Raw genomic sequence first — 26,080 nt, forward strand, 5'->3', positions numbered from 1 at the left:
CACCAGCACCGTCTTGCCCTCTGGCGCGCTCTGGCGCAGCAGATGCCAGGCCGTCAGCCCCTGCACCATCAGCGCCGTCGCTTCTTCGAACGAGACCTCGTCCGGCAGCGGCACGGCGAGAGCGGCCGAAATCGTCACCTGCTCGGCATAGCCGCCATATGGACGCTGCGAGGCAAACAGCGGCGCCGCGACGCGTCTTCCCAGCAGTGCCCCATCCACCCCTTGGCCGACGGCCTTGACGATGCCGGCCACTTCCACGCCGGGAAACATCGGCAGCCGCGGCGTCACCGCGTAGCGGTCCGCGCGCATCAGCACCTCGAAGAAGTTGATACCGGCGGCGTGGACCTGGATCAGAACCTCGCCGGCCTGCGGCACCGGCGCCGGCAACTCGACGACCTCGAGCACCTCGGGACCGCCGAAGCGGCTGAATTGAACGGCTTTCATGGCAAACTCCGATCGCACTGGCATCGGCGGTGGTTTGCCACTATCTCCGAGGCCGCGACTACACACTCATTTGTCCCCTGCTGACCAGGAGGTGACCATGGCCGGTTCAGCCGGAAAGATGCCGATCAAGCGACTGCCGGTGCTGCCGGCGGAGCGCGCGCTCAAGGTGATCGCCGGACGCTGGAAGGCGGTCATCCTCTACCATCTCTTCGACGGTCCCAGGCGGCTGTCGTCACTGAAGGCGTTGATGCCCGGCATTGCCCAGAAAGTGCTGATCCAGCAGCTGCGCGAAATGGAGGAGCATGGCCTCGTCAGCCGAGAGATCTTCGCCGAAGTGCCCGCCCGCGTCGAATATTCGGCGACCAGCCTCGGCCTCAGCCTCGAGCCGATCCTGCTGGCGCTCTGCCAATGGGGCCAGCACCACGCGGATGCGCTGGACGAGAAGCATCGTCTCGCCGACTGCATCATCCGGCCGCGGCGGGCGCAGCACGCTCATATGGCCTAGATCAAATTGACTGGCGGGTTGCCGACGCCGGCTGCCCATCACAGATTGGCTGCGGAACGGATCAGCAAATGCATTGCATAGCTTCGGGCGAACTCTATCGGACCTACACTCTTGGTGACCTGCGCATCACCGCCTTGCGTGATGGCTATGTCGACATGCCGGTCGGACGGCTTCGGCAACGCGGCGACAAGCCGTTCGGCGATGGGTTGCCGGAACAAGTCCCGTTGGTTGATGGCCAACTCAGGCTTTCTGTCAACGCCTTCGCGATTGACGATGGGAGTGAAATGACACTGATCGATACCGGCGCAGCGAATGCCTGGCACCCGACCATGGGCCGGCTTCCCCAGGCGCTGGTCGAAGCCGGCATCGATGCCGGAAGAATCCGCATCGTCTGCTTCACCCATACGCATCTCGACCACATCCAGGGTCTTGTGCTTGCCGACGGCCGGCACGCTTTTGCGCGCCTGGCGCGCTTACTCGTTCCCAGGCAGGAACTCGACCTCTTCCGCTCCGAAGCGCGGCTCGAGCGGTTTCACGACATGGCGGAACCATTCGAGGCCGGAGACCGTCTCGGAGCCCATATCGACATTATCGGCGCTCATGGCCATGAAGTGGGCCACAGCTGCTTTCGCGTTTCGAGCGGCGGCGAAGGCATTTTGATCTGGGGCGATACCGTGCACGTCCCATCGCTGCAGTTCGATCGGCCCGAGGTGACGTGGGAGTACGACACGGATCAGGACCAGGCGCGCCAGAGCCGGCTGCGGCTGCTGGCGCTTGCGGCCGACGATCATTACCTCGTTGCCGGTGCGCATCTGGACTCGCCCGGCATCGGCCGCGTCGTCCGCTCTGGCGGCAGCTTTCGATTTGAGCCGCTCTGATTGAAAAGGGCGGCGCAAGCGCCGCCCCACATCCCTTGGGAGGATAATTCGACTGGCGATCAGGCCGCCTTGATTTCCTCGTCGACCACGTCGGCATCGCGCGCCTTCTTCAGTGCCTTGGCCCACCAGGCGACGTCGTTGACCAGCGCCGTGGCGGCCTGGTTCAGGTGCTCGAGATCCTCGAGCCTCTTCTCGCCCTGACGTACGGCGAGGAAGTCGCCCCAGGCGATATGGACGGCCGACTTGACCGGCGCCATCTGCAGTTCGACGGCATGGAGGCGGAGCTGCTCGACGGCGCGGGCGCCGCCGACGCTGCCATAGCCGACGAAGCCGGCCGGCTTCTTGTTCCATTCGTTGGCGGCGTAGTCGATGGCGTTCTTCAGGACGGCCGTCGGGCCGTGATTGTATTCGGCGGCGGTGAAGATGAAGCCGTCAAATTCGGCGACCTTCTTCTGCCAGCGCTGCGCCACTTCGTTGGTCGACGGCACCCAGGCGGAAGAAGCGACTTCGTCGAAGAAGGGGAGCGGGAAGTCCCTGAGGTCGACGACCTCGACATCGATATCGGCATGCGACTTGGCGATCTTGGCGATCCATTGGGTGGGCACATCGGCGAAGCGCGCGGCGCGCGTCGAACCGACGATGATGGCGATTTTCGGCTTTGACATGGGAGGCTCTCCATTCCAGTAATATGCTGGTATCATTTAGATACCGGCGCTATATGGGATACTGTCAACTGCCGACGCAAGGAGGCACCGTTTTGTTACTGAGGCACCCGCATAACACCGAAGACTGCCGCGCGACTTCGGAAATCCTGCAGCGCGTCGGAGACAAATGGACCGTGCTCGTGGTCGGCAAGCTTGGCCACGGACCGCTGCGTTTCAACGAGCTGCGTGCCGCTGTCGGCGGCATCTCGCAGAAGATGCTGACCACCACCTTGCGCGGGCTGGAACGCGACGGCTTCGTCACCCGCACCGTGTTTCCGACCATTCCGCCACGCGTCGACTACGAACTGACCGAACTCGGTCACGAGTTGTTGATACCGGTCAGCGCGCTCGGCGAATGGGCGCGCAGGAACACGCAGCGTGTACGTGAGGCTCGCGAGAAATTCGACGGCATGCATGGCTGAAGCCCTTGCACGGCAAGGGATCCCGAGCCTCCGCGTTAAGTGAAATTGCCTGGACGGCAGGGAAGTCGCGCTTCTCCAGACGCGGGCTCGCAACTTTGTCCTATGGCGCCGGTGGCGGACCAGCAGACACGCTGCTTTGACGACGACAATCGCGGATCAAGGGCAACCATTCGGCTTCCCGGTGCCAGGCGATCGCAGGCCGCCGTGCTCAGGGCACGCATGTCGCCACCGGCTTCCGGTCGCCCTTGTCGCCTTGCCGGCAGGCGATAGGCCGAAGGTCGTTCTTGACTTCGGCATAGGCGGTTACGCCGAGCAGGCAGACCAAGGCGACAAGGGCTGCCACGAGCCAGCCGTTCAGCATGTGTTGACGCATTGTCTCTCCCCCGGCACCAGCACAATCGGGCGCGCAGGCAACCATTGGATGTCGCGCAACGCATTGCCCGCACAGGCGATGTTACACTGCTATGCACTGGAGAACGGAGCGCGAGAATGGCTCGTCAACCCTCGGCCGGAACGGCCTTCGGCTTGCCCTCGCCGTCCAGCGCCACCATGATGAAATCGGCGTGGGTGACCTTTTCCATCAAATCCGAGAGATAGCGCTGCGCCCAGGCTTCGACCTTGAGCGTCATCGAGGTGCGGCCGACGCGTTCGACATGGGTGTAGATGCACAGCGTGTCGCCGATCTTCATCGGCTTGGCGAAGGACATCTCCTTGACCGCCGCCGTCACCACGCGGCCCCTGGCGCGTTCGGCGGCGCGGATGCCGCAGGCAAGGTCCATCTGCGCCATCACCCAGCCGCCGAAAATGTCGCCGGCAGCGTTGGCGTCAGAAGGCATGGCCAGCGTGCGCAGCGTCAGGTCTCCGATCGGCCGTCCGTCCGCGTAGTGCACCATGCGAGAAATCCTTGAGATCGACTGCCCTCGATCCCGTAGCGCCATGGCGCGGACGCGTCAACGCGTGCCGGGCAAAGCTTCGCCTGCCGTTAGAAGAAGCGCGCCAGGTTCGAGCGGATGCGATCGAGAACCGTCTCCCCGGAAAGGTCGGGAACGAATTCCTTGCTGGTGATCGCCTCGTAGGCGTGGGCATAGATGCGCGAAGCCTGTTCGACGATTTCGTCGGGTATCTCGGGGATCGGATCCTTGTAGGGATCGCAGCGCGCCGCAACCCAGGAGCGGATGAAATCCTTGTCGAAACTCTCCGGCCGCGTGCCGTTAGCCAAGGCCTGTTCGTAACTCGCCGCGATCCAGTAGCGGCTGGAGTCGGGCGTATGGATCTCGTCGGCCAGGATGATGGTGCCGTTCGCGTCGGTGCCAAATTCGTATTTCGTGTCGGCGAGGATCAGACCGCGCTCGGCGGCGCGCGCCTGGCCACGGGCGAACAGCCGCAAGGCGTAGTCCGAGACGGTGTCCCATTGCGCCTGGGTGAGCAGCCCCTGTCCGATGATCTCGGCCTTCGACAGCGGCTCGTCATGGGCGCCGTCCGCGGCCTTGCTCGTCGGCGTGATGATCGCTTCCGCCAGTTTCTCATTGTCGCGCAGGCCGTCGGGCAGGCGCATGCCGTACATCTCCCGTTCGCCGCGACGATACCGGGTCAGGATCGAGGTGCTGGTGGTGCCGGCCAGATAGCCGCGCACGACGATCTCGACCGGCAGGATGTCCAGCCTTGTGCCGACGACGACATTGGGGTCGGGATATTCGAGCACGTGGTTCGGGCAGATATCGGCGGTTTCCTCGAACCAGTAGCGCGCCGTCTGAGTGAGGATCTCGCCCTTGAACGGGATCGAGGTCAGGATGATGTCGAAGGCGCTGAGACGGTCGGTGGCGATGATGATGCGTCGCCCGTCCGCCAGATCGTAGTTTTCGCGGACCTTGCCCTTGTAGTAACCCGGCAGTTCGGGAATGAACGCATCCGACAGGGTCCGCATATGATTTCCTGCCTTCCGCAGAGTGGCCGATGTCATCGCATAAGCTGTCGACCCCATGCTTTTCAAGCGCGATTGTCGGTATTCCCCGCAACTCGACCTCGCATCCCGGTCGCTTTTTTCACAACGCATGCCGGAAGGCGCTGCGACGCGGCGAACCCGCCGCGTCTAGGCTGCGGCCAGATTTCCGGAGCCGCCCGTTTCAATCATGCAGATCCATGACTTCATCATCGTCGGCTCCGGCTCGGCCGGCTCCGTTCTCGCCGACAGACTGTCGGCTTCGGGCCGCTTCTCGGTTTTGGTGCTGGAGGCCGGCGGCACGGACCGGCGCTTCTACGTGCAGATGCCGCTCGGCTACGGCAAGACCTTCTTCGATCCGGCGGTCAACTGGAACTACAAGACCGAGGCTGATCCTGGCCTCGGCGGTAATGTCGACCACTGGCCGCGCGGCAAGCTGCTCGGCGGGTCGAGCTCGATCAATGCCATGGTGTGGATCCGTGGCGCGCGGGAGGATTTCGACGACTGGCGCGCCGCCGGCAATCCCGGCTGGGGCTATGACGAGCTGTTGCCGATCTTCAAAGCGCTCGAGGACAATGAGGCCGGCGCCGACGAGTGGCGCGGCACCGGTGGTCCCCTGCACATTAGCGACACGGCGAACGCCGTCCATCCACTGACAAAGCGCTATCTCGCCGCCGGCCAGCAGGCCGGCCTGCCGCTCAATCCCGATTTCAACGGCGCTGCCCAGGAAGGCGTCGGCACCTACCAGATCTCGACCAAGAACGGCCGCCGCATGTCCGCCGCGCGCGCCTTCCTGCGCCCAGCGATGAAGCGTTCCAATGTCCACGTCGAGACCAGTGCGCTGGCCAGCCGCATCCTGTTCGAAGGCAAGCGCGCCGTCGGTGTCGAATATCTGCAGAACGGTCAGACGAAGACGGCGCGGGCCGGCCGCGAAATCATCCTGTCCGCCGGCTCGATCAACTCGCCGCAGCTCATGCAGCTCTCCGGCCTTGGCCCCGCGGCCTTGCTCAAGGGGCTGGGCATCCCGATCGTCCATGCCAACGAGAATGTCGGCGCGCATCTGCAGGACCATGTCGGCATCAACTACACCTTCAAGGGTAAGGTGCCGACGCTCAACCAGATCCTGCGTCCCTGGTGGGGCAAGCTGTTGGTCGGCATGCGGTACATATTGACGCGCTCGGGACCGCTGTCGCTGTCGATGAACCATGGCGGCGGTTTCTTCCGCACCGACCCTGCCTTCTCGCGCCCCAACATGCAGCTCTATTTCCAGGCCTTCTCGACCGTCATTCCGAAAAGCGGTGAACGGCCGATCCTGACGCCCGACCCATGGCCCGGCTTCTCCATCGGCCTGTCCAACTGCCGCCCGTCGAGCAGGGGCGAGATCATGATCCGCTCCGGAAATCCGCTGGACCACCCAAAAATCACCGCCAACGCCTATTCGACCAATGCCGATGTCGAGGAGATGCTGGCGGCGGTGAAGTTCGTGCGCAAGATCGCCTCGATGCCGGCCATGGCCGAAATCATCAGCGAAGAGGTCCTGCCCGGCCCATCGATCCAGTCGGACGCCGACCTGATCACCGATTTCAGGAAGCGCTCCGGCACCGTCTATCACCCGGTCTCGACCTGCCGCATGGGGCCTGATCCCGCGCGCGCCGTCGTCGATCCGCGCCTGAAAGTGCATGGCCTCGAGGGCTTGCGCGTCATCGACGCCTCGATCTTTCCCGACAACATCACCGGCAACACCAACGCCGCCTCGATCATGACCGGGTGGAAGGGCGCCGAACTGGTTCTGGAGGACCAAAAATGAAGATCACCGACGTCAAGACCTGGGTTGTCGGCAACCCCCCGCCCGGCATCGGCGGCAAGTATTTCATCTTCGTCAAGCTCACCACCGATGGCGGCGTGGTCGGTTACGGCGAAGCCTACAACGCCACCTTCTCGGCTCATGTCACGGCGGAAATGGTCGAGGACATGGCCGAGCGCTATCTCGTCGGCCGCGATCCGCACGATATCGAGAATTTCTTCCGCCGCGCCTATTCCTCCGGCTTCACGCAGCGCCCCGATGTGTCGGGCATGGGCTGCTTCTCGGCGCTCGAAATGGCCTGCTGGGACATTATCGGCAAGGAAGCCGGCAAGCCGGTCTACAAATTGCTCGGCGGCCAGGTGCATGAGACGCTGCGCTCCTACACCTACCTCTATCCGCACACCGGCAGCGTCCATTCCGAGGACGCGCCGGACGGCAGGAACGTCTACAACGACCCGGAACTGGCGGCAGCCTGCGCGCTCGAATATGTCGAGCAGGGCTTCAATGCCGTCAAGCTCGACCCGGCCGGTCCCTACACCGCCTTCGACGGCCATCAGCCGCGCCTGCTCGACATCGATGTCGCCACCCGCATGGTCAAGGCGATCCGCGAGGCGGTCGGCACCCGCGCCGACATATTGTTCGGCACGCACGGCCAGTTCACCGCGTCAGGCGCGCTGCGCATGGCGCGCGCCATCGAGCCCTACGATCCCTTGTGGTTCGAGGAGCCGGTGCCGCCCGACATGCCCGAAGTGATGGCGCAGGTCGCCCGCGCGACCTCGATCCCGATCGCCACCGGTGAGCGGCTGACGACGAAATTCGAATTCGCCCGCGTCATCGAAAACCGCTCCGCGACCATATTGCAGCCGGATCTCGGCCGCTCGGGCGGCATCCTCGAAACCAAGAAGATCGCGGCCATGGCCGAGGCTTACCACATCCAGGTCGCGCCACACTGCTATTGCGGACCGATCGTCGGCGCCGCCAACATCCAGCTGGCGGTGACGTTGCCTAACTTCCTCATCCTGGAATCGCTGAAGCAGTGGGACGGCTTCCACGCCACGCTTCTGAAGAAGAAGATCGAGTGGCAGGACGGCAACGTCATCCCCTCGAAGGAACCGGGGCTGGGCGTCGAGCTCAACGAAGCGGTCTGCGATGCGCATCCCTACACCGGCAAGGATTTGCATCTGCAGATGATGCAGACCCCGTTGATGCCATGAGCGAGACCTACGCCTTCATCGGCCTCGGCCATCTCGGCGGCAATCTTGCCGCCAGCCTCATCCGCAACGGCTTTGCCGTCACCGTGTTCGATCGCGACCCCGCTGCCGTCGATCACCTCGTGGCGCTCGGCGCCACCGCTGCCGACAGCGCGGCCGAGGCGGCGGCGCTGGCCGGCAATGCCGTAACATGCCTACCCTCGCCGAAGATCAGCGAAGCGGTGCTGGCCGGATCCGGCGGCTTGCTCGAAGGTTTGCCGAAGGGCGGCACCTGGATCGAGATGTCGACCAATGGCCGCGACGAGATTGTGCGCCTCGCCGCCCTCGCCTCGGCCAGGGGCGTCGAGACGCTGGAGTGCCCGGTCACCGGCGGCGTGCATCTGGCGGCGGTCGGCAAAATCACCGCCCTGGTCGGCGGCGATGCGGACCTCTACGAACGCCATCGCGCGGCCATCGAAGCGATGTGCGCACGTTCCTTCCTGATGGGACCGATCGGCTCGGCCGCGGTGATCAAGGTGATCACCAACATGCTGGCCTTCGTCCACCTCGTCGCCGCCGGCGAGGCGCTGATGCTGGCCAAACAGGGTGGCCTCGACCTCGGCCAATCCTACCACGCCATCGTTGCCTCCTCCGGCAACAGTTTCGTCCACGAGACCGAAAGCCAGTTGGTGCTCAACGGCTCCTACGACATCGGCTTCACCATGGACCTGGCGCTGAAGGACCTCGGCTTTGCGTTGGGCATGGGCAAGGATTTCGGCGTGCCGCTGGAGCTGGCATCCCGCGTCAACGCGATTTTCGAACAGGGCAAGGCGGCCTATGGCGGCGGCGCCTGGTCGACCCAGATCGTCAAATTGCTCGAGGATGCCGTCGGCACCGAGCTGCGCGCGCCTGGTTTTCCAGCCAGACTGGGAGCTGACCAGATACGGGAAAACCAAGCAATTTCATCTGTTTGAATCGATAGCCGGATTCAGTTTCGAAAAGACCTGAATCAATCTGGCAACGCCTTGATTCAATATCTGAGCGTCAGCGCGCCAGGCAGGATCTCGAAGGTCGCCGGTATGCGTCCAGGCGACTCACCGTCTATGTCGACCAGCGCGCCGTTCTTTTCCACATCGTCGAGCGGTTCGACAACCACCTTCTTGCCGCGCAGGATCGTGATCGCCGGATGGTTGCGGTGCCGGCCGCCATAGAGCAGGCGGATGTCCCAGATCAGCTTCAGCTTGCCGGCCGCGCGCAGGATGACGATATCGAATTGCCCGTCAGTCAGTTCGGCGTCCGGCGCGATCATCATGCCGCCGCCGAAGAATTTGCCGTTGGCAACCGCCACCAGCGCCATGCGCGCCTCGACCGGCGCGCCGTCGTCGACGGTGATCCGCACATGCTGGAAGCGGTAGCGGATGAACTCGACCACGGTGCGAAACAGGAACAGCGCCTTGGCCGACATCTTGCCCTTGCGCTTGTCGGCATTGACGGCGCGGTCGGTAGCGCCCGACAGGCCGAGGCTGGCGATGTTGATGAAATGGCGGCTGGCCAGCGCGCCATGGTCGTCGATGTAGCAGACGCGCCCGGCATCGATCTTGCGGCTGTCTGCCCCGGCGATCCGCTTCAAGGTCGCGTCCACGGCTTTCGGCAGGCCAAGACCGCGCGCGAAGTCGATGCCTGTACCGCATGGCAGCAGGGCAAGCTCGGTCGTCTTGCCGCTCTCTGCGAATGCCTGCAGCAGCCCGTCGGCCACTTCGCTGGCGGTGCCGTCGCCGCCGGCGGCGATCACCAGGTCGAAGCCGGTGGCGGCGAGGTCGATGGCCAACCGTTCGGCGTCGCCCTCGGCCTGCGTCTCGCGCAGCTCGAAATCGCCGAAGTGCCTTTTCAGCGAGGCGGCGACTTCAGGCCAATGCCGTTTCAACCGGCCGCCACCGGCTATCGGATTGAGAACCACCCCGACTTTCAAATACTCGCCCTCCCCGGCGCCGGACATCCATGTCCGGTCGTTTGCCGGCATTGAAGCCCGCGCCCGCCGGCGGAGCAAGGGGCGCCGTCAATTGCGACGTCGAAAAGAGGGGCAGGCTGCATAAGGCAGTGGGCACCGAAGTTCCCGGGCGCGCGCCAGACGGTCCCCGATAATCCCGCTATCCACAGGCGCAGGGCCATTCCCCCGGACACTTACCCGGCGTAAGTTAAACCCATCTCAGGCGGCTACCGATCGCCAAGCCGAAAGGCGAAAGTGAAAGGCGGATTTCCTGAGGCCCGTACGGCCCGGAGCGAGAGCAGGCTTGCCTGTTTCGAGGGACGGTAGCCGAGACCTACGGGGCCGCGGAAAGCGTGCCAACGCCGACGGCGGACCGATGCTGCCATGAAGGACGGCAAAAACCTTCGATGGCACGCAGGGCAAAGCCCGCAAGGGCCAAGACCAGCGTGGTCCGGAACGGACGCCGCCTTGGGGTGGTGTTTGGCAGGACCGTCAAAATCAAGGCCGGCATGGCGCGACGACTTTACGGAAGTTGCTGCCGCGACCGTGTCCTGATCTGACAGGGAGGCGCTGGGAGAAATCCCAGCGCCGACTGTCGTTTTCCATCCCGCACAATTTTTGCGATGTTTCCGCCTGGGGCTGCAACCGGCGACGAAATCAGCTAACGTTCGACGTCAATTGAAGGGGGATACTTCATGACGCTGATCCAGAAGCTGGCCGTGGCCTATGCTTTCCTGTTCTTCGCCGTTGTAGCCATCGGCTACATACCGGCGTTCAACGATGCCAACGGCAATCTGTTCGGCCTGTTCTCATTGCAATGGTACGACGACCTGCTGCACGCCTTCTCCGGCGTCTGGGCGCTGGCCGCCGCGTTCATCTCGCACCGCCAGGCGGTGTTCTATTTCAAGCTGTTCGGCTCGGTCTATCTGTTCGACGGCGTGCTCGGGCTGATCACCGGCTCCGGCTGCCTCGATGCCGGCATCTTCATCAACGGTTTCCGCCCCCTCAACGACATCGAGCTCCCCACCCGCTTCTTCGCCAACCTGCCGCATCTCGTCATTGGCGGCTTCGCCGTCTATGTCGGCTTCTGGCTGTCGAAGCGCATACATGATCACTTCGCCACCGCCTGATCGGCCATGTCGTTGTTCCGCTTGATAAAGCGCATCATCAAGACGATCGTCTGGCTGATCGTCATCATCATCCTCATCCCGGTCGTCGGGCTGAGCTACGGCTTTCTGACGACGCCGTCGCTCGACCAGACGCCGCTGCCCGGCATTGCCGATGGCGCGCCGCCCAAGGCGCTGGCTGACAAGGTCCGCGCCGAAATTCCCGGCTACCAACGGCCGGAGGAATCGACTTTCCTCACCTACCCCGAATGGGCGATCGTCTACGCCGCGCGCGAATATGCCGGCTTCGTCGCCAAGGACGAGCCGAGCGGCTTTCCCTACTGGTCCTATGTCGGCCGCTTCTGGCAGGATTACGCCACGGTGATCCGCGCCAGTTCCCCCTACAAGTTCAACTATGCCAACCACCAGATGCTGGTCATCATCGGCACCAGCCACTCGATCGAGCACATACTGCAATGGGCCTATGAGAACACGATCGGCCGCGTCACGGAGGCGACATCGGCCAAGCGCACTGCCGCCGACATTTATCAGGCCAAGGTGGCGGCCGAATACGCGGCCTTCCTCGACCAGGTGCCGTGGTACCAGTTCGCCTATGCCGAGAAACGCGCCGGCCTGTTTGCCGTGCAACCGGCGCCGGGCGACAGCTCCGTCCGCACCAGCGAACGCAAGCTTGCCTTCGGCCTCGCCGACACCATCAAGCAGGGCTATGCCGACCTGATCAAAAAGGCGCTTGCCGCGACCTCCGACCCGGCCTTCCTCGATGTCCATGTCTGGGCCAAGGGCATGGTCGGCGAAGCCACCCGCAACGAGCCGGACACATTGCTGGAGCGCGACTACGGTGCCGATGGCACCATCTTCGTGACCAGGCGCTATCAGGCCTTCACGGACATGATCCCGCGGCTGATCGACAAGGGCGTCTCCTTCGTCGAGATCGGCGGCAATGACGAGATCATGGTCACCCTGCTGTCGACCGATTCGATCGCCGTTCCCGAAGGCATGCGCATCCTGTTCAGCTATCCGCTGCCGGCCGATCCCTCGACGCGCCGCACCGGCATGGTCGTGGCCGTGCGCAAGCTGCACCTGGTGCTGCCGTCGCTGATGAAAGCCGGCGCCAGGCTCGAACACGTCTACGATTACTGAGGCCTTTCGGCCACGCCCGGCCAGGATCAGACGGCCGCCATGCTCATTTCACAATCGCGGCCAAATCCCGCCTTGTTCGCGCGCGAGGGAATGGTGCGTGTTGCCTGAGGGGCGACATGCATCTGAATGGGCTGCCGGGGGGGCATCTCGAAGGGACAAGACCGTGATCAAGACCGCCCTTGTCGCCATGACCATTGTCGGCTGCGACTGCGACGCCAAATTGTGCGAATATATCGGCGAGACGCCGGCCAAGTGGTCGACCATCGCCGAGTGCGAGGCAGCGATGAAGAGCCAGATCCTGCACCAGCGCAATTTCGACTATCCGCTGGTGTCCGGCATCTGCCGCCCCAAGGGGTCGTCGTCCTCTTCGCAACTGGCCGCCACCGCATCCCGCCCGGAACTGAAGCCGGCCAGCAGGGTCGTGCGGACGGAAAGCCCGCTGCCGCCGGAACTGAGCCATCGGCCGAGTGTGCCGGTCGGCTCGCCGACGACGACCATCGACGCGGACGCCGCGCGGCCCGTCGCCTATGAACAGGTGGTCGATGGCGGAACCGGCGTGCTCTATCGCACGAAGAACGGCTATGCCGTGGTCAAGACCGATCTCGGCCGCGCGGCTTCCGCGACGGCTGATGCTGCTAAACGCTCCGTGAACTGGCTGGCCGGCCTGGTGCCGACGGGGCTGTAGCCAACGCATGTCCCCCGAAAGTGCGCAGCGGTTTTGGGACAACGACATGCATAAGGGAAAAGATTACATCTTCACCTTCAGGCTCTCCCAGAACTTGTCGATCAGCGGCTGCTCGGTGGCCAGGTCGTCGCTACCGACGCGCGTGACGAACAACAGCCCCTGATCGGCGCGGCCGTAGCCGACGATCTCGAAATACGCGGTGTCGGTGCGCGTCTTCACCTCGGCGCGGATGCCGGTCAACTCCTTGCCGTCGGCGAGCTTGCGCGTCGTCGGCTGCTGCGTCAGTTCGGCCCCGGCCTGCACCGATTCCCTTGTCATCTCCTGCAGCATCAGCTGGTTGAGCGAGACCGGATTTATCTTGCCGTATTCCTGCACGACGATGATCGTGCCCAGCGCCGAAGCCATCAGATATTGCGTGATGTTTTCGCCCAGATCGGTCTTGGTCACCGAAACATCGCTCGGATGGACGAAGGAGAAACGGTCTCCGGAAAAGGTGGCGAAGTCGTTGCGCTCGAGCGTCACCTTGCTCTTCTTGCCGCCGGGCAGCGTCACCTCGGCGCTCTCGCCGGGATCGATGTCGACGGCCACGCCGTCGATGGTCAGCTTGAACGCCTTGAGGTCCTTGGCTCCGGCCGGTCCAGCGCACAGCGCGATGAGAATGAGGGCTGCCGCTGATACCATCCGCATTGATTGTTCTCCTGCCTACACCACCCCGCTCAGCGCCTTGATGGCACGGTAGAACGTCGAGGAAAACAGTTCCGTCGGGTCATACTGCCGTTTCGCCGCCAGGAACGCCGGCAGTTCGGGATAGGACGCGAGCAGTTCCTTGGCCGAATAATGCAGCTGGTACGGCAGGAAGAAGCGCCCACCGTGCTTGATCGTCACATCGATCAGCGCCCGCGTCAGCGCCCGCATCCTGGCATTGCCGTCGGCGTCTGTCGGCTGGTTGATGTAAAGCACCAGCGAATAGGCCGGTTCCGGCGCGTAGGTCAGCGCCACATTCTCCTTGTGGACGATGCGCACCGAAGCGTTGAGCACCGGCAGGGACTGATTGCGCAGGATCTCGCGCGCTTCGGTGATGAATTCGACATACGCAGCGCGCGGAATGAAATATTCGTGCAGGATGTCGGTTTCGTCCATCAGGTCGTTGAACAGATACGGCACCGAATCGTGCATCGGATTGTTGCGGGTGACGAGACAGGCCTCGCCCTGGGCCATCGCCGCCGTGCGCGCCACCGTGCAGCTTTCGAACTTCGGCTCCAGCGTCTTCTCGGTGAACCATTTCAGCTCCTGGAACAGGCTGCCCTTCTTGGCGAGGTTCATGATCACCCGCTTCAGGCCGACGCCCTCCGGTTCGCCGATCTCGGGCTGACCGGTTGGCGGCTGCTCGGCCACCTTGTCGTAGCGGTAGACGATCATGTCCTCGAGGAAATTGCCCGGTGCCGTCGACAGATGGCCGTAGAACAGGCCGATATCCTTGTTAGGTTCCAGCACTTCGGCGAAGAATTTCGGAAAATCGTCGGATTTGATGATCTCTCGCGAGGTCCGGTAGACGGCGTTGTCGACGATGTCGAGCGTCGCCTCCAGCACCACGCCGAACAGGCCGTAGCCGCCGACGACATGACGGAACAGGTCGCTGTTCTGCGTCGACGAGCAGGTGCTCACCGACCCATCGGCCAGCATCACCCGCATCGAGCGGATCGAGCCGGCAACCGAACCGGCCTGGTGGTCCATGCCATGCGCGTTGACCGACAGCGAGCCGCCGACCGAGAAAATGTCGGTCGACTGCATCGCCTTCACCGCGAAGCGCGGATGCAGCAGGTTCTGGATATCGTGCCAGCACGCGCCGGGCTGCAGCGTCATGGTCCTGGCCGCCGCATCGACGCTGACCTTGTTGAATTTCTTGAGGTCGAGCACCAGCGCATTGTCGTCGAAGGCATGGCCGCCCATCGAATGGCGGACAGCGGCCAGCGACACTTTCAAGCCGTTGGCGCGGGCAAAGGCCAACGCCTTGGCGATATGATCCTCCTCGCTGACCTCCACCACGCCATAGACCGGCGTCCGCGACAGGCCGCTGGCATCGTTGATGTCGCCGCCCTTGGCCGACCAGGGCAGCGAGGGATCATAGGGCGGCGGACTGGCAATTGGTTTCAGCGGCAGGGCAATGCCATCGATGTCGGCGATGCGCCCGGCATTCTTCGGCCCTGAAGGCCCGCGCGCCAGCCGCGCCAAAGTGGTGCCGCCCCACAGCACCGCTCCACCGACGACGGTCGCGCCGAGCACCAGCCGACGCGACAGGCGAAACCCCTTCTGTTCGTCAGCCATGCAGCCCCCCGTTGGCCAACGGATAGCGCGGCTCTTCGGCGAAAACCATAGGGGCAGCCACCGAGGCGGCGTTCGGCTGCCTCGGTGACCTTGCATGGGTTTATGAAAATGGCCGATCCCCGAAGGAATCGGCCGAGATTGGAGCAGGGTCAGAAAAATTCGGTCAGCAGGTCTGCCGACGCATGACGCTCGTGTCTACGAGGCCTTCTTGATCGACGTCACCATGCCGGTCTTGTCATCGACGGTTACCGCCACCTTGGCGCCCACCTTCAGTTTGCCGATCTTCGCTTCCGGCGACAGCTGGTAGATCTTGCCGTCGTCGAGTGTAATCGACTTGGTCGTCGGATCGACCGCCTGGATGGTGCCCTGAACGGACGCGGCATAGGCCGTACCGAGGAATGCGAGCAGAGCGGCTGTGGTTGCGAGGGTCTTCTTCATCGATAGCACTCCGTGCTGTTTCACTTTTCCGGGCTGCCGCCTTGCGCAACGACAGCACCGAACGAGCCGACACTGGGCCTGAAAGCCTGCTGGCCGCAAATCACGTTGAGTGACTTTTCGCAAAGGAAATCATAGGCTTAATTCTGACACATTGCTTGCGGCTGATGCAGTTTCAAGCCGTATCGTTTGCTTCGACGCGCGCCGTTCGTCCACGAAAAGAATCGCTTAGGCTATTGCGGCGGGCGCCTCGCGGCCATCATGCAGCCGCCATAATCCGCCCCGGATCGCATCACGGAACAGCCTGCTGATCTTCGATTGATACACGTTTTGTTGCATGGATCAGCTGAACCGCGATTTCAAAAAGGCGGATGAAACTCGCGCTCTGGTGGCAAATCCAAAATGAATGAGCGACGTCAAGTCCGGCGGCTTAACCGTCTGCGTGATGTTCAGGAAATGTCCAAAGAAGAAACGGACGCCATGGGCGAACGCTGTCGCTTCGACTGCAGGATCCGATCAACCCATCTCGTCCTTCGCGCCGATCTTTCGCACCAGGGCCGCCGTCGCCAGCATGGCGCCCATGTCCGAGATCATTGGTGCGACATGCCTGGTGTAGTCGAGAGGCACTGAAATCTCCGGCAGCTCGAAGAAATTCTTCGCCTGCGGCAACAGCAGGAACCCATCGCCGCCGTTGAGTGCGACGCGGGCCGGATCGTCCGGCCAGGTTTCGCCGAGCCATTTCAGGGCCTGGGCCAGCCGGCCGGTCACCAGCAGGCGCGCCGCCTCGACATTGTCGGTGCGGAATTCGTAGGCCGCGTCAAGGAATGGGTCGCCCGACGACAGCTCCTGCAGCTTGGAGCCGAAAAGGCCGCGGAAGAAGCCGACGACCGCATTGGTCCGCCGCGTCGCCACCAGGATCCCCGGGAACGGCGCGACGGCCTCGAAAGCGACGATGACACCCTTGAAGGCCGTCGATGAACCCTTGCCGCTCCCTTCCCGCAGCTCCGCTTCGTAGAGCTCGAACGGAAACCCTTCGTAGCGGCCGGAAACGACATCGTCGAAGGCCTGCCGGTTGAACGGCCCGACCGCCTCGCGCGGCAAACGGTCGAACGAATTCGGCCTGCCGCCATGCTGGTATCGCACGTCGCGGATGAAGCCGAAGATGATCGGCAAGAGCGTGTCCCGGAACGATTGCTGGAGCCGTGTGGCCGGTTTCATGGCCTGGAAATAGAGCAGGATCGAAGCGGCGAAACCGAGGACATAGAGAAACACATGCGGCGTCGAGAACCATTGCTCGTGGGGATCGGCGACGTTGTTGAACAGCCAGGCGATCACCGCCACGGCCACCAGCACCAGCCCGACGAACAGCGGCACCCGCCATCGCACCTGCCGCACTGCCGAGGCCCGCGCCGCCTCATAGGCCTCGATGTTCTTCCGGATGCCGGCGATCACTGCTTCGCCCGGCATGAAATCCGCTGTCTCCACCGCTGCCCCCTGCAAGCCTCGACAAGTCATGATAGCTGGTTTTGCAGGAGCGGCGCCAGACGGACGGCCCTTCTTCCTTCTCCCTTGGTGTGAGCAACCGGTTCGCGAAGCGAATTCATCGTGCCAGAGGCACGATGAAAGGCCAGCAAACGCCGCGGCGCCGCCAAGGCGGCGGGGGGCCGACACGCTGATCGGACGCCCCGGCCCTTCGCATGCTCAGGGCGTTCAAAACTCGAAAGCCAGGCAATGGCTTATCCTCCGCTGCGCGGACCGCTCCTCACCCCGCAAGGGGAGAAGGGAAAACCGCCCTCAGCCGCCCCTCGACCTTCTCGCGCGTTCGGCGCTCCAACCCCTCTACCGGCACCAGGCGCTCATGATCCCCGCCGCGCAGCCTTACGAACGGATGCATCTGGTAAGCCGCAATCGCACCCCGCGCCCCTTCATCCGCGCTGATATCCGCGACAAAAACCCCACCAATGCGCCCCGGCCATGGCTGTCGCGCCAGGGCGGTGCCGAGGAAATCGCCGAGCCCATAGGCGACGACAGTCTCGCCGATCAGTTCCACCGGCTGCACCACATGCGCGTGATGCCCGGCAATCAGGCCGACGCCCTGCCTCGCCAGGCGTCTCGCCAGCGCCCGCGTCGCGGCGCGCGGAAAATGCCGGAACTCCCAGTCCCAATGCGGCACCGCGCAGAGAAGATCGAAACCGCCCGGCCACCGCTCTGCATCGCTGTCCATCGACACGCGCCCGGCAAACAGATTTTCATGCGCATTGCGCCACAGCGTGAAGGCGGCGAAGCCGACATTCAGCGGTCCGACCTTGACCGGTCGAACCGGGCCATCGCTGGCAAGGCCGATAGTGCCGATGCCAAGCCGCTTCAGCGCCGCCACCGTCTCATCGAAACCGGCGATGCCCTGGTCGAGCACGTGATTGTTGGCCAGCGACAGCACGAGCTTTTCGCGCGCAAGACCGGCCGCGGCGAGCGCATCGGCCAGAAAGCGCTCGCTCATCGCATGATGCGTGCCGAGCCTTGTGCCCAGCACCGCGCTCGGCCTGTCCACGACAGGGCTTTCGCAATTGCCGATCACCAGATCGGCAGTGCCAAGCAGCGCCTTGATCGCCGGATCGCAGTGCGGCGCCCGGCGGTTGGCCACGGCCGAGATATCGCCGATGAATGCAAGCCGCACCGTCTGCCTTGGCGGCGGCTCCATCAGCATACCCGCCATCGGCGCAAACCCATTGCCGTCGCCGCCAAGCGACGGCTTGAGGAAGCGCGGAAGCCAGGACAGTTTGTAGGAAAGCGGATAGTTCGACACGCGATGCCCAATCGTTTGCCTTGTTTAGACTGTCCCGTGGACCGGTTGAAGTCGTCGGCCATCAACGATGTCGACAGCGCATCGGCACTGATGGGCGCGACACCGCAAATAGCCGCAAATCTGTGTATGGTCGTCGGGGCCAAATGCTTGGGAGGGAAAGATGACACGAATAGCAGGTCTGATGGCATCCGCATTCATTCTGCTTGGGCCGCTGTCTTCGGCGCACGCCGCCATGCCCGAAGCGGCAACCGCGCTTTTCGAGGCCAAGACCGTGGCCGCGCGCGACAGCGCCCTGTCGACCCTGGAGGCGGCCGCACCGAGAGATCCGGCATCGGCCTATGCCGCCGGCGCCGGTGAGTTCTTCACCGCACTTGAACTGCTCGCCAACGGCCTGCACCGCCACGGCTTCGAAAGCCCGCAATCCTTCATGCTGCCGCTGATGCAGCTGCCGGTGCCCTCCAATCCCAATCCCGAGCCGCTGACCTACGAAGAGTTCCGCGCCACATTGGTGGCCTTCCGCGACAGGCTTGCAAAATCCGCCGCGACGCTGGGCTCGGTGCCGGCCGATGCCGATATCGGCATGGTCATCGACCTCACCCATGTCGGCATCGACCTCAACGAGGACGGCACGATCGCGCCGGATGAAAGCATGGCGGCGATCATCGCCGCGCTGTCGCGCGGCGGTATTTCGCAGGGCGATACCGCACCGGCGCTGACCTTTCGCTTCGACCGCGCAGACGGCTATTGGCTGCAGGGCTATGCGGAGTTCCTGATGGCGCAGGCGGATTTCTGGCTGGCGCATGATTTCAGAACCACTTTCGACGGCTCCTTCCACATGCTGTTCCCGCGCGCCAAGCTGCCATTGCAGGATATTCTCGTGCCGCCGCCCAGCGAGACAGGCTCGAGCATCTTCTCCTCGGAGTGGCGCATCGCCGATTTCATCTCGATGGTGCACATGATCAACTGGCCGGTGGTCGAGCCGGAGCGCCGCAAGGCGGCACGCCAGGAATTGCTCGAAATGATCCGGCTGTCGCGCGAGGACTGGAAGGCGATCCGCGCCGAGACCGACAATGACCGCGAATGGCTGCCCGGGCCGCAGCAGAAGGGCGAGAACCCGCTGACCGGCCTCGAAGTCGGTGAGGAGCAGGTGCAGGCCTGGCTCGCCACCTTGACCATGGCCGAGGACCTGCTCGAGGGCCGCGCGCTGCTGCCGCATTTCCGCATCACCGGCAAAGGCATCAACATGAAGCGCTTCTTCGAAGAGCCGAAGCCCTTCGACCTGGTGCTGTCGATCACCGGCCCTGGAATCGCGCCCTATCTCGAAAGCGGCAGGATCCTGACCAGTGAGGATTTCGATCAGATCCAGCGCGAGTTCGGCGGCGGCGGGTTTTTGACGTTCGCGCTGTGGTTTAACTGAGCGACCTTTTCCCGCAGGAGATCGCCTCAAACAAAGAGTTGGAAAAGCCATCGCTGGAGCCGCAGCAGGCCGGCCAAGGCGGCGGCGATCAGCGCGTTCGATATCACGCCGATCGCCGCGGTCGTCCAGGCGATGTCGCCGGATTGGCCAAGGATAACGAACGGAAATGCACCGGCGATCACGACGATCGCCGCGCACAATCCAGGCCAGCCCATGCCCAGACGCTTGACCAGCCGGCTGAGGAAATAGGCGATCCCGACCAGCAGGATCCTGAGCGGGTCCAACATCTGGGTGATGACAATGGCGGTCAGAAGCATGGGCAAGAACTGGAACTGGAGTGGCAAAAAGCCTTAGCGCGGGAACCCGTGCAGCCGGGCGAGCAGCCACTGCAACGGATTGCCGACGAAGGCGCGGGTGACGAACGTGTCGTGGGCTGCATCGGAGGCAAGCAAGGCGACGGTGCCGGCTTCGAGACGCTTCGGCGGATCGGCGCTTGCATTGATCCCCTTTCCCGCCAGCAACTGCCTGATCTCGGCATTGCCGGAAGCCGAGGATTTGCCATAGGCGCTGACGAAGAAACTCTTCCGGTGCCGCGCGATCCAGTTGGCGAAGATGTCGGCCTCGTCGAAGACGGCGTCGAGCAAGATGACGCCGAGGAAGCGGCCGCCGATGTCACCGTTCCTGAGAATGAAAGCGGCCGGGTTGTAGCCGCCGCTATAGGCCACCAGCACCACCGGCATGGCGTCGAATTTCGCCGCCCTGGTGCCGCTCACTTTGGCCAGGCCTTGCGCCGCCTCGGCCATGAACCCGGCAAAATAGCCCGGCGTCCAGAAATTGCCGGCGCTGGAATCCTGCGCATTGCTGGCGAATTGCGGCGCCACCAGAACGGCATTGAGGCCGGACGCCTCGACCTGCGCGACGACGCGCTGGCGGCCGACGACATCGCGCTGCAAGGTGGCGCCATTGCCGTGGAAGAACACCACGATGACCGCGGGCTTGGCCGGATCGAACCCTTTCGGAACCGCCAGCAGTGTCGAGCGATCGGAATAGGTCTCGGCTTCCCAGTAGATGCCGCCGCGCGGCGAGGTGTGGCCGCGCCGTCCGTCCGCCGTCGTGACGTCGAGAAACGGCGCCGAGCCGTCGGGCAGCTTGCCACGGTAGGGAAAGGGCGACGCCTTGAACGGCACGATGGTGGATATGGCCTTGCGCAGGCGCGCCCCCTGGCTCGCCACCGGAAACACCGCCGTGGCCAGCAATCCGGCGACGATGGCGCGACGGTCCGGCATCAGGCCGTCACCAGCCGGATGGACGGCGCCTTCGACGGCAACAGCACGGCGAAGAAGGCCGGGATGGCGATGAGATAGCCGATCGCCGCCCATTGCAGCACGGCGTTCAGCCCAAAGCTGGTGGCGACGATCGGCACGGCGGCCGAGCCGATGACCGAGAAACAGCCATTGATGCCCCAGGCCCAGACGAACAGATGCTCCTTGCCGAGCCGCGCCAGCCAGGTCATGGCCGTGGCCATCGGCATGCCCATCAGGAAGGCCGGCGGCGACACCAGAAGGAAGCAGAGCAGCAGCCGCACCGCATAGGAATAGGCGCCGATCCTGTCGAGCACCGGCGACAGATAGGAGCCGTAGGCGAGCAGCAGCCCGCAGACCGCCAGCAGCACGACGGGCAGCATTGTCCTGGCGCGGTCGACGATGCGCTCTGCAAACAGGCTGCCGAGCCCGGAAAACACCAGCATCGAGGAGATCAGCACCGAGGCCGACACGGTCGGGTTAGCCAGCGCCACGGTGAAACGGCTGATCAGCCCGACCTCGACCATGATGTAGCCGAGGCCGAGACAGGCGAAATAGAGGATGGTGCCGAGCTTGCCGCGCGAGCGCGAGAACACGATGCGCCAGCCGAAGATGACAGGCAGCAGCACCAGCGACGCCGCCGTGATGCAGGCAATGCCGAGCGTCGCCCAGATCAGAAGATAGCCCCAATCGTCCTGGAACAGGTCGAGCCGGTCGAGCGTGCGCGGCAGGTCGGCGACCTTCACGTAGGCGGCGAAATAGGGTTGGTCGTTGCTCAGAGCCCGCGCGTCGAAGACGTAGTCGCCGGCAAGTTTTTCCCAGCCGCCGGTCAAAAGCGCGTGCCAGGTCATGCGCTGCATTTCCGTCGCCGGCAGCACTTGCGGGCCGGCATCGCCCGCGGCCCCCGCGCAGGCGTCGAGCGTCGGATCGGCCGGCGCCGTCGGATCGCAATCGGGATTTGCCGGTGCGGTCGGGTCGGCCGGTACGGTAGCGTCGGCGGCCGGCTGCTGCGTCAGCGTCACGTCCTGTCCGCTGCCGAAGATCGAGGCGCGGTAATCGTCGAGCACCTTGCGCGCGCCCGAACCGTCGTAAACCATTCCTGGATAATAGACCTCTTCCCACGACATCGACTTGGTGTAGTCGCGCAGCGTCTTGAGTTCGCCCTCGGTGAAGCCGCCGCGCTTGAACAGCACGGTCGTGGTCGAGAGGTAACTGGATACGGCGAAGATGTCGTTGGCGGCTCCCCGCGGGTCGAAGCTCTTCGCCGCCTGGGCGACGGTCGAATAGAGCTTCAGCACCGATTTCGGCGGCTCTTCCTTGTTCCACAAGGTGATCGACAGCACGCCGCCATCGGCCAGGGCATGCATGTAGCTCAGCATCGCTTCGCGCGTGTAGGCGTATTTTTCCGCGATGGCGAAGCCGCCCGGGTTGGACAGGCCGACGCTGTCGGCGAGGCTAAGGTCGATGACGTCGTAGCGCTCCGTTGTGTTGGCGAGGAACAGGCGACCGTCATAATCGATCACCTTGAGCCGCGGCTCGGCCAGGATATCGCCGGTGACATCTTTCAGCACCGGATCGCGGAACGCCCGCAATGTCATTGGATTGCTCTCGGCGACGGTCACCGAGGACGAACCGGCATTGAGCGCAACCTGCGTGGAGATGCCGCCGCCGAACTGCACGACGAAGGTTTTGGGCTTGGTCTTGATGACATAGGGATAGTGCATCGGCAGGTAGCGGAAATAGACCTGCTCGGCCGGCGCCAGGTTGCGCATGATGCCTTCCGGCCCGTCACCGTCGCGATACAAGCCGACATAGGTGTTGGCCGGCACTTCGGGCATGCCGAAGGCGGCATTGTCGCTCAGGCCCGGCGCGAAATGCATGTAGGAGCTGGCATAGACCTGCAGATCGCCGAACGGCGAGATGCTTCGGTAGATCCGCTTGCCGTCCGGAAAGTTGCGGGCATAGGCAACGCCCTTGTATTGCGATACGGCAATGTCGGGTATGCCGAGCAGGCCGGGCAGCATGAGATAGCCTGATATCGACAGCGCCGCGACCACGACACCGGCGACGACACTCTTCCAGGCGCCAAAGGCGACAAACCACAGCAGCGAACCGGCGGCCCACAAAAGCAGCGGCACGACGATGATGGTCTCCGGCGCGAACAGATAGAGCGACACCAGCACGACGAGGCCGGCGAGCCCCGAACCGGTCAGGTCGGCGAAATAGACACGGCCAAAGGCGGTGCGGCTTTTCAGGAAGACGATGCCGAGGAAGAACGCGCCGGCCAGGAACGGCAGCAGATAGAGCAGGAAGTTGGCGAGCAGCCGCCATTTCTGCGCCGGGTCGGAAACCAGGAAGATGGCGTTGAACGGCACCGTCTGGGCAACCAGGTTGGAGCCGACGGCAAGCGGTCCGATCAGCAGCAGGGCGGCGGCGGCGGCACCTTGCCAATGGCGGTCGAACCAGCCCTTGCCGGCGAAGATGACGACGCTGGACAGCGAGAAGCCAAGCATGGCGAGACTGACCACCAGCGAGCCGAAATGCGACCAGCTGCCGACGGCGAACACCCGCATGACGGCGATCTGCAGGGCGATGATGGCGCCGGCGATCAGCCCGACCGCGAGATAGTGCGCGAGCCGAGGCGCCTCCAGGGACGGGATGGTCAGGCGGGAATTCGATGCGACGGCTGCCATTCAGGTCCCTTGATGCCGCAAATTCTCAGCCGTTATGCGTACCGACGATCTGGTCGCCTTCCAGCTTGGTGAACGGCACGAACGGCACCACCTTGCCATCGTAGATGTCCGAGCGGACGATGTTGAACGTGCCGTCGGCCAGCTGCTGCTTGGTCACCTTGAGCACGTGCTGGGCACCCGGCGGGCCGACCGGAATGACCATCACGCCATTGGGCTTCAGCTGCTGCAGCAGCGACGGCGGAATGTGGTCGATGCCGCAGGTGACGATGATCTTGTCGAACGGGCCGACGCTTTCCCAGCCATAATAGCCGTCGGCATTGCGGCTGGTGACGGAACCGAACTCACTGTAGCCGCGCTCGACCAGCCCGTCATAGGTGCGCCGCGTGCGCTGCGCCAGCGGATTGATGATCTCGATCGTGTGCACCTTGTCGGTGAGGTTGGCGAGATAGGCCGACTGGTAGCCCGAGCCGGTGCCGATCTCGAGCACGGCCTCGCCGAATTGCACGTCGATGGAGGTCGTCATCCGTCCGACGAGGTGCGGACCCGAAATCGTCACGCCATAGCCGATGTCGAGGAAGGCATGATCATAGGCGTGCCCCAGGTTCTGCGGCAGCACGAATTCCTCGCGCGGTGTCAAAAGGAAGGCACGCTTGTTGCGGTCGTCCAGCACGTCCTTGTTGTAGACCATGATCTGGAAGCGATCGAATCGCTGCGCCAAAAACTTCGGATCCTCGCCGCGATTGGCCACCATCCAGTCGATGAACGATTTCTTGTCGTTGAACGGCACTTCGGCGTTGCGGTCGTATGGCATGGGCACGTTGGCCCTGACCGTGGCCGGAAGAATGGAGAACGCCGCCGCACCCGCCGACAGCGTCAAGAAATCTCGACGCTTCATGGAAAAAGCCTCCAAAAAGTGGCTTTTGCCACCTCAAACCAAGCACCTCAACCCGATTGCACCGCCTCCCAAAACGAGTCAATGGGCGTCGATGGGCGACCGCGCGGGCCGAAAAAATGTGGCAAGAGGGCAACAGTTTCGCCGATGCCATCGGCTTTTTTCAGGCCCATGGAATGGTGCTGCGCATTGCCGCAGGGCTCCCCGGAGTGACGTTACATTATATTAGCAATGGCTGTTTTGCTTGACTCGGTCGCTAAAAACAGGCAGCAAACCTAAATCGGAAGGGCTGAAATACCGCGTGCATGGTCGTGGACGAGCCTTTTTTGGCACAAAGTCCACGTCTCTCGGTTGGTTTTGAGAGGGATTGGTTAACCAACTTTGTCCATATTTTGAAGCAATCGGCAATCAACGACAGGCGCGGCAAACGCGTCGGGGACCACCCTGGGATCACTCGCAGAATGGTCGTCGCGGCTGACAAGGCCACGTACGGGGAAAACCGATTGGAGCGAGATTGGTTGCATGGCGTTGTCGAGTAAACACAAAATAATCCGGGACCAGCGCGAGGGCGGCGAGCTCGTCGACGCGAAGCGCACCCCTTCCTTCAACCCGAAACGGATCGTCCGCTGGGTCGCGGTGCCCGGTGCCAGCGCTGCCGTCGGCCTCTGGCTGATCGGCACCATGGCCGGCCTCAGCTCCGTCGGCGTCTCGCTGTCGGCGACATCGAGCGGCCTGTCGCACACGCTGGCCATGCCGGGCTCGCTGGCGATGACCGATCCGCTGAAACAGCATTTCCTGACGTCCTCGGCGCCGTTCATGCCGGCCAATGCCCATGGCGGTGCCCAGGCCCTGCATGACCATGCCGTGCAATGCGGCGCATCCTGCTTCAAGCTGGCCCGTGTCAGCCCGCTGGGTGAGAAATCCGCGCGCCTGGCGGCCCATGCAAAGCCCGAACAGCCGATCTTGAAGTCGAAGGCGCAGGAGCGCTTCGAACACATGGAGGCGTCGCTGTCGCCGACCAAGCTTGCAGCTGCCTTCGCCAATGCCGGCAAGCCCATCGCCACCGCCGACGCTCGCCCGGTGATTTCCCAGGCCACGCCGCAGATTGCCGAGGCGGCGCTGGTTCCGTCAGTCCAAGTGATGGCCAGCCTGTCGAACGACATGCCGGCTCCGGCGGCGGAACGGTTCGCCCGTGCCGACACCGGCGCCGTCGTCGTCCAGACCGCGCCGGCGCCGATGGCTCTCGCCCAGACGCAGACGCCTGACAACACGCAGCTGGCGCTGGCCCTCGTCCAGTCGCTGCCGGTCGAGGACGAAGCATTCGCCTCGCCGCTGCCGATGACCGAATCCTCGGCCGATGTCGCGGTTGCGCCTGCCGAGACCCAACCG

At 63.7% G+C, this 26,080-nt stretch carries 25 protein-coding genes and 1 pseudogene; 11 read left to right on the plus strand and 15 right to left on the minus strand.

The genetic code is table 11. The annotated features are described in order from the left end of the window. Positions 1-444, minus strand: a 444-nt coding sequence (locus C1D09_RS29740; RefSeq protein ID WP_167514807.1) for a quinone oxidoreductase family protein, incomplete at its 3' end; no start/stop codon positions are given. Positions 445-541: 97 nt separating this feature from the next. Here C1D09_RS29740 and C1D09_RS29745 point away from each other — a divergent pair. Both C1D09_RS29745 and C1D09_RS29750 read left to right on the plus strand, forming a co-directional pair. Continuing rightward, entirely contained in the window at positions 542-949 is a 408-nt protein-coding gene (locus C1D09_RS29745; protein WP_143977545.1) for a winged helix-turn-helix transcriptional regulator, read from the plus strand. A gap of 68 nt (positions 950-1,017) precedes the next feature. After that, the gene (locus C1D09_RS29750) at positions 1,018-1,827 is read left to right on the plus strand and encodes an MBL fold metallo-hydrolase (protein WP_143977546.1); all 810 of its coding nucleotides are present in this window, start codon (positions 1,018-1,020) and stop codon (positions 1,825-1,827) included. 59 nt (positions 1,828-1,886) lie between these two features. Here the strand turns inward: C1D09_RS29750 and C1D09_RS29755 are convergent, their stop codons facing one another. Beyond that, positions 1,887-2,492, minus strand: coding sequence for an NADPH-dependent FMN reductase (locus C1D09_RS29755; RefSeq protein WP_143977547.1), 606 nt, complete (start codon positions 2,490-2,492; stop codon positions 1,887-1,889). Between the two features lie 92 nt (positions 2,493-2,584). On the opposite strand from C1D09_RS29755, the gene C1D09_RS29760 reads away from it, so the two are divergent. Further along, positions 2,585-2,953, plus strand: coding sequence for a winged helix-turn-helix transcriptional regulator (locus tag C1D09_RS29760; RefSeq protein WP_167514809.1), 369 nt, complete (start codon positions 2,585-2,587; stop codon positions 2,951-2,953). 208 nt (positions 2,954-3,161) lie between these two features. Here the strand turns inward: C1D09_RS29760 and C1D09_RS33355 are convergent, their stop codons facing one another. The 3 genes from C1D09_RS33355 to C1D09_RS29770 all read right to left on the minus strand — a co-directional run bounded on the left by C1D09_RS33355 (position 3,162) and on the right by C1D09_RS29770 (position 4,877). Further along, positions 3,162-3,326 (minus strand): hypothetical protein, encoded by a 165-nt coding sequence (locus C1D09_RS33355; RefSeq protein WP_167514810.1) that lies wholly within the window; start codon positions 3,324-3,326, stop codon positions 3,162-3,164. A gap of 124 nt (positions 3,327-3,450) precedes the next feature. Further along, complete coding sequence (locus C1D09_RS29765) at positions 3,451-3,846, minus strand: acyl-CoA thioesterase (protein WP_143977548.1); 396 nt, start codon at positions 3,844-3,846, stop codon at positions 3,451-3,453. Between the two features lie 89 nt (positions 3,847-3,935). Continuing rightward, the gene (locus C1D09_RS29770; RefSeq protein ID WP_143977549.1) at positions 3,936-4,877 is read right to left on the minus strand and encodes a phosphoribosylaminoimidazolesuccinocarboxamide synthase; all 942 of its coding nucleotides are present in this window, start codon (positions 4,875-4,877) and stop codon (positions 3,936-3,938) included. A 205-nt stretch (positions 4,878-5,082) separates the two neighbouring features. On the opposite strand from C1D09_RS29770, the gene C1D09_RS29775 reads away from it, so the two are divergent. The 3 genes from C1D09_RS29775 to C1D09_RS29785 are packed head-to-tail and all read left to right on the plus strand — an operon-like array spanning position 5,083 to position 8,860. Further along, entirely contained in the window at positions 5,083-6,699 is a 1,617-nt protein-coding gene (locus C1D09_RS29775) for a GMC family oxidoreductase (RefSeq protein ID WP_143977550.1), read from the plus strand. Beyond that, complete coding sequence (locus tag C1D09_RS29780; protein ID WP_143977551.1) at positions 6,696-7,910, plus strand: mandelate racemase/muconate lactonizing enzyme family protein; 1,215 nt, start codon at positions 6,696-6,698, stop codon at positions 7,908-7,910. Before C1D09_RS29775 ends, C1D09_RS29780 begins: the two co-directional genes overlap by 4 nt. Next, positions 7,907-8,860: an NAD(P)-dependent oxidoreductase gene (locus tag C1D09_RS29785; RefSeq protein ID WP_143977552.1), complete on the plus strand. Its 954-nt coding sequence runs from the start codon at positions 7,907-7,909 to the stop codon at positions 8,858-8,860. Before C1D09_RS29780 ends, C1D09_RS29785 begins: the two co-directional genes overlap by 4 nt. Positions 8,861-8,916: 56 nt before the next feature. Here the strand turns inward: C1D09_RS29785 and C1D09_RS29790 are convergent, their stop codons facing one another. Next, on the minus strand, positions 8,917-9,855 hold the full coding sequence (locus tag C1D09_RS29790) for a diacylglycerol/lipid kinase family protein (protein WP_143977566.1): 939 nt from the start codon (positions 9,853-9,855) through the stop codon (positions 8,917-8,919). A 713-nt stretch (positions 9,856-10,568) separates the two neighbouring features. Between C1D09_RS29790 and C1D09_RS29795 the strand changes: the two genes are divergently transcribed. The 3 genes from C1D09_RS29795 to C1D09_RS29805 all read left to right on the plus strand — a co-directional run bounded on the left by C1D09_RS29795 (position 10,569) and on the right by C1D09_RS29805 (position 12,825). Then, on the plus strand, positions 10,569-11,003 hold the full coding sequence (locus tag C1D09_RS29795) for a hypothetical protein (RefSeq protein ID WP_143977553.1): 435 nt from the start codon (positions 10,569-10,571) through the stop codon (positions 11,001-11,003). 6 nt (positions 11,004-11,009) lie between these two features. Then, complete coding sequence (locus C1D09_RS29800) at positions 11,010-12,140, plus strand: hypothetical protein (protein ID WP_143977554.1); 1,131 nt, start codon at positions 11,010-11,012, stop codon at positions 12,138-12,140. 163 nt (positions 12,141-12,303) lie between these two features. After that, positions 12,304-12,825, plus strand: a complete 522-nt coding sequence (locus C1D09_RS29805; protein WP_143977555.1) for a hypothetical protein — start codon at positions 12,304-12,306, stop codon at positions 12,823-12,825. Positions 12,826-12,888: 63 nt separating this feature from the next. Here C1D09_RS29805 and C1D09_RS29810 read toward each other — a convergent pair whose 3' ends face one another. The 5 genes from C1D09_RS29810 to C1D09_RS29830 all read right to left on the minus strand — a co-directional run bounded on the left by C1D09_RS29810 (position 12,889) and on the right by C1D09_RS29830 (position 18,388). After that, positions 12,889-13,512 (minus strand): hypothetical protein, encoded by a 624-nt coding sequence (locus C1D09_RS29810; RefSeq protein WP_143977556.1) that lies wholly within the window; start codon positions 13,510-13,512, stop codon positions 12,889-12,891. Between the two features lie 15 nt (positions 13,513-13,527). After that, complete coding sequence (locus C1D09_RS29815) at positions 13,528-15,150, minus strand: FAD-binding oxidoreductase (protein WP_143977557.1); 1,623 nt, start codon at positions 15,148-15,150, stop codon at positions 13,528-13,530. A gap of 195 nt (positions 15,151-15,345) precedes the next feature. Beyond that, positions 15,346-15,588 (minus strand): DUF1344 domain-containing protein, encoded by a 243-nt coding sequence (locus tag C1D09_RS29820; protein ID WP_027047290.1) that lies wholly within the window; start codon positions 15,586-15,588, stop codon positions 15,346-15,348. A gap of 513 nt (positions 15,589-16,101) precedes the next feature. After that, a complete protein-coding gene (locus tag C1D09_RS29825; protein ID WP_167514811.1) occupies positions 16,102-17,052 on the minus strand; it encodes a DUF3137 domain-containing protein in 951 nt (316 codons plus the stop codon). 295 nt (positions 17,053-17,347) lie between these two features. After that, positions 17,348-18,388 (minus strand): CapA family protein, encoded by a 1,041-nt coding sequence (locus C1D09_RS29830; RefSeq protein WP_143977559.1) that lies wholly within the window; start codon positions 18,386-18,388, stop codon positions 17,348-17,350. Positions 18,389-18,548: 160 nt separating this feature from the next. On the opposite strand from C1D09_RS29830, the gene C1D09_RS29835 reads away from it, so the two are divergent. After that, positions 18,549-19,805: a hypothetical protein gene (locus C1D09_RS29835; RefSeq protein WP_143977560.1), complete on the plus strand. Its 1,257-nt coding sequence runs from the start codon at positions 18,549-18,551 to the stop codon at positions 19,803-19,805. Positions 19,806-19,831: 26 nt separating this feature from the next. Here the strand turns inward: C1D09_RS29835 and C1D09_RS29840 are convergent, their stop codons facing one another. Genes C1D09_RS29840 through C1D09_RS29855 form a run of 4 tightly spaced genes read right to left on the minus strand, consistent with a single transcriptional unit; the run spans position 19,832 to position 24,694 of the window. Continuing rightward, positions 19,832-20,122: a hypothetical protein gene (locus C1D09_RS29840; protein ID WP_143977561.1), complete on the minus strand. Its 291-nt coding sequence runs from the start codon at positions 20,120-20,122 to the stop codon at positions 19,832-19,834. Positions 20,123-20,155: 33 nt separating this feature from the next. Continuing rightward, entirely contained in the window at positions 20,156-21,091 is a 936-nt protein-coding gene (locus C1D09_RS29845) for a hypothetical protein (RefSeq protein WP_143977562.1), read from the minus strand. Continuing rightward, positions 21,091-23,799 carry a polyamine aminopropyltransferase gene (locus C1D09_RS29850; protein WP_143977563.1) on the minus strand — a complete coding sequence of 903 codons (2,709 nt, stop codon included), beginning with the start codon at positions 23,797-23,799 and terminating at the stop codon, positions 21,091-21,093. Before C1D09_RS29850 ends, C1D09_RS29845 begins: the two co-directional genes overlap by 1 nt. Before the next feature lie 25 nt (positions 23,800-23,824). Continuing rightward, on the minus strand, positions 23,825-24,694 hold the full coding sequence (locus C1D09_RS29855; protein ID WP_143977564.1) for a protein-L-isoaspartate O-methyltransferase family protein: 870 nt from the start codon (positions 24,692-24,694) through the stop codon (positions 23,825-23,827). A 519-nt stretch (positions 24,695-25,213) separates the two neighbouring features. Here C1D09_RS29855 and C1D09_RS29860 point away from each other — a divergent pair. After that, positions 25,214-26,080, plus strand: a pseudogene (locus C1D09_RS29860) (DUF2778 domain-containing protein); the annotation flags it as partial.

Origin of the sequence: Mesorhizobium intechi (genome assembly GCF_002879535.1) — a bacterium.
In the GTDB taxonomy this organism is placed as follows: Bacteria; Pseudomonadota; Alphaproteobacteria; order Rhizobiales; family Rhizobiaceae; genus Mesorhizobium; species Mesorhizobium intechi.